This window comes from Exiguobacterium sp. TDN 0502 (assembly GCF_050846835.1).
Lineage (GTDB): Bacteria > Bacillota > Bacilli > Exiguobacteriales > Exiguobacteriaceae > Exiguobacterium_A.
The window spans coordinates 1-688 of sequence record NZ_JBOZGJ010000039.1 but is presented as its reverse complement, the minus strand read 5'-3'; the positions used below and the strand labels follow the sequence as shown (position 1 = coordinate 688).

5 tRNA genes are annotated in these 688 nt (G+C 50.6%); all 5 read right to left on the bottom strand.

The features are described 5' to 3' along the window. Window positions 1–84: 84 nt before the first annotated feature. The 5 genes from ACRPK8_RS15805 to ACRPK8_RS15785 all read right to left on the bottom strand — a co-directional run bounded on the left by ACRPK8_RS15805 (window position 85) and on the right by ACRPK8_RS15785 (window position 600). Window positions 85–160, bottom strand: a tRNA-Ala gene (locus ACRPK8_RS15805). 22 nt (window positions 161–182) lie between these two features. Beyond that, window positions 183–259: transfer RNA gene (locus ACRPK8_RS15800), tRNA-Pro, on the bottom strand. 4 nt (window positions 260–263) lie between these two features. Continuing rightward, a tRNA-Arg gene (locus ACRPK8_RS15795) sits at window positions 264–337 on the bottom strand. A gap of 38 nt (window positions 338–375) precedes the next feature. Continuing rightward, window positions 376–462: transfer RNA gene (locus ACRPK8_RS15790), tRNA-Leu, on the bottom strand. 62 nt (window positions 463–524) lie between these two features. Then, window positions 525–600: transfer RNA gene (locus ACRPK8_RS15785), tRNA-Thr, on the bottom strand. Between the last annotated feature and the right edge of the window lie 88 nt (window positions 601–688).

Sequence of the window (688 nt, the reverse complement as noted above, 5' to 3'; positions counted from 1 at the left end):
CGAAGCTTGCGCTTCATTCGTTTTTGTATTCCGTAGAATACGATTTTTGCCTCATCGTTCAGTTTTCAAAGTTCGTCATAAAAATGGTGGAGCCTAGCGGGATCGAACCGCTGACCTCCTGCGTGCAAGGCAGGCGCTCTCCCAGCTGAGCTAAGGCCCCGTTAAAGGGATGAAATTGAAGATGGTCGGGAAGACAGGATTCGAACCTGCGACCCCTTGGTCCCAAACCAAGTGCTCTACCAAGCTGAGCTACTTCCCGAAAATGCACCCTGAGAGATTCGAACTCCCGACCCCTTGATTCGTAGTCAAGTACTCTATCCAGCTGAGCTAAGGGTGCGGAATATAAGGATCAAACAGTAAACATCAAAATGAAAATGGTACCGAGGGCCGGAATCGAACCGGCACGGGGAAACCCCCGCAGGATTTTAAGTCCTGTGCGTCTACCAGTTCCGCCACCCCGGCAGGGATATAAAAGGTAGAACCTTCATTCATAATTGAATTCTGGTGATCATTGAAGATGAAAATGGTGCCGGCAACAGGAGTCGAACCCGCGACCTACTGATTACAAGTCAGTTGCTCTACCAGCTGAGCTACACCGGCAAGTGTAATAAAAATGGTGGAGGATGACGGGATCGAACCGCCGACCCCCTGCTTGTAAGGCAGGTGCTCTCCCAGCTGAGCTAATCCT